The organism is Burkholderia sp. Ac-20349 (assembly GCF_017104865.1).
Taxonomy (GTDB): domain Bacteria; phylum Pseudomonadota; class Gammaproteobacteria; order Burkholderiales; family Burkholderiaceae; genus Burkholderia; species Burkholderia aenigmatica.
This window is the reverse complement of sequence record NZ_JAAGPM010000342.1, coordinates 1-839: the sequence shown is the minus strand read 5'-3', so window position 1 is coordinate 839 and position 839 is coordinate 1. Positions and strand designations below refer to the sequence as shown.

The 839-nt window shown below is 69.4% G+C and carries 2 protein-coding genes; one reads left to right on the top strand and one right to left on the bottom strand.

All coding sequences use genetic code 11. The annotated features are described in order from the left end of the window. Positions 1-450, bottom strand: a 450-nt coding sequence (locus tag G3N61_RS39105; protein ID WP_205825123.1) for an alcohol dehydrogenase catalytic domain-containing protein, incomplete at its 3' end; no start/stop codon positions are given. A 131-nt stretch (positions 451-581) separates the two neighbouring features. Here G3N61_RS39105 and G3N61_RS39100 point away from each other — a divergent pair. Then, positions 582-839, top strand: a 258-nt coding sequence (locus tag G3N61_RS39100; RefSeq protein WP_205825121.1) for a LysR family transcriptional regulator, incomplete at its 3' end; no start/stop codon positions are given.

Below are 839 nucleotides of genomic sequence, written 5' to 3'. Positions count from 1 at the left end.
CAGGTCCGTGTCGCCGGCGCGGACCTGCCGGACGCGATGCAGCAGCATGTAAACCGTGATCCCTTTCAGCAGCCCGGCCGCGGCGGCTTCGTCGCTCAGGCCATCGGGGATCGGCAGCACGCGCTCGGCCGGCATCGTGCGCAGGCTCGCATAGCTGCCGGTCGGCATGCCCGCATACGCGACGCGCTGGCCGGGGACGAGCGCCGTCGCGCCGGGCCCGACCGCATCGATCACGCCGGCCGCCTCGACACCGAGCGCGTCCGGCAGCGCGGGCATCGCGTGCGCCCCCGTCCTGAAATAGATGTCGACGAAATTCACGCCGATCGCGGTCTGGCGAATCCGGACTTCGCCGGCACCGGGCGGAGCGACGGGTGCATCGACGCGGCGCAGCACGCCGGCGTCGCCGTAGCGGTCGATCCCGATCCGGATGGCAGTGGCACTCTGGGTCATGACGTTCCTCGTAATCGAATGAAGTGACACGATCATCCCATCGTGCATAATCGAACGGAATTCACGTAAAGCGCCCATCTACTGTGCAAAATTCGACCGATCTGGATGCCGCGCCCGCATCCGCGTTACCGATGAGCTGGGACGACATCCGCTATTTCCTCGCGGTGATGCGCGGCGGCAGCCTGTCGGCCGCCGCGCGAGCGCTGCAGGTTCAGCATTCGACGGTCGCACGCCGCATCGACGCGCTGGAGTCGGCGCTCGGCATCCGGCTGTTCGACCGGCTGCCGCGCGGCTGGCCGCCGACCGACGAAGGGCTGCACCTTGCCGAGCATGCCGCCCGCCTCGAAACCGACGCGCATGCGTTCGCGCGCGCCGCCCAGGGCGCGGCA